Genomic DNA, 1,116 nt, shown 5'->3' with positions numbered 1-1,116 from the left:
GCCCTATTATCTGAAGCACTTGCCGCGCATCCGCGACTATCTGCGCCGGGCTCTGTCTCATCCGGCGCTGGCAAGCCTGCGCGAGTTCTACGACGCCCAGGGTTTGCTGGAGGAGCGAGCGCTGTGACAGCAAGACCGGACACCGCCATCGTACTTGCCGCCGGGCTTGGCAAGCGCATGCGGCCGATCACCGACACCATTCCCAAGCCACTGGTCAAGATTGCCGGCAAGACGTTGCTCGACTGGAGCCTCGACAGCCTGGCCGCCGCCGGCGTCGGCAAGGCGGTCGTCAACGTCCACTACTTTCCCGAACAGATCGTCGCCCATGTCACTGCCCGCCGCGCGCCAAACATCGTCATTTCCGACGAGAGCGAACAACTGCTCGATTCCGCCGGCGGCATCGTCAAGGCGTTGCCCGAACTGGGCGATCAGCCCTTCTACATCCTCAACGCCGACACGTTCTGGATCGATGACGGTCCTCTCAATCTCCAGCGCCTCGCCCTTGCATGGGACGCGGCGAAAATGGATATTCTGCTGATGCTGGCGGATCTCCAACAGGCGACCGGACACTGCGGCAGCACCGATTTCCTGGTGGCGCCGGATGGCGGCTTGCGGCGTTCGAAAGGCGACCCGGCGGGGCTGATCTATGCCGGGGCGGCGATCGTCCATCCGCGCCTGTTCGAGGGTGCACCGGCCGGGCCGCACTCGCTCAACGCCTATTTCGATTCCGCCATCGCGGCCGGCCGCCTGTTCGGCATGCCCATGCATGGCCACTGGATCACCGTCGGCACGCCCGATGCCGTACCGCTCGCGGAAGCGGCGGTCGCCGGTGCGCTCATCGAGTCGCAATGAGCGGCTCCAGCCGCGTTTTCTCGATCCCGCCCGGAGCGCCGTTTCTGCCGACGCTTGCCGAGGCGCTGCTTGCCGGCCGCCTTGTTCCGGGGTTTCGATTTGACGGCGACCCGCTCGCTTTGGCCGATGTCACCATCTATGTGCCGACACGCCGTGCCGCGCGTGCCTTGCGGGGTGTCTTCGTCGACAGCCTGGCGGCACGCGGCGGCGGCGGCTCGGCGATCCTGCCGGTCATCCGGCCACTCGGCGAATTCGACGAGGATG

2 protein-coding genes are annotated in these 1,116 nt (G+C 66.2%); both read left to right on the top strand.

Features of this window, described 5'->3' with window-relative positions; translation table 11 throughout:
* Positions 1-123: 123 nt before the first annotated feature.
* Positions 124-852, top strand: coding sequence for a nucleotidyltransferase family protein (locus EN964_RS35375; RefSeq protein ID WP_127267521.1), 729 nt, complete (start codon positions 124-126; stop codon positions 850-852).
* Positions 849-1,116, top strand: a 268-nt coding sequence (locus tag EN964_RS35370) for a hypothetical protein (RefSeq protein ID WP_164776450.1), incomplete at its 3' end; no start/stop codon positions are given. The genes EN964_RS35375 and EN964_RS35370, both read left to right, overlap by 4 nt.

Origin of the sequence: Mesorhizobium sp. M7A.F.Ca.CA.001.10.2.1, assembly GCF_003998575.1 — a bacterium.
Taxonomy (GTDB): Bacteria; Pseudomonadota; Alphaproteobacteria; order Rhizobiales; family Rhizobiaceae; genus Mesorhizobium.
The sequence above is the reverse complement of the archived record's forward strand: the minus strand, read 5'-3'. Positions and strand labels throughout refer to the sequence as shown.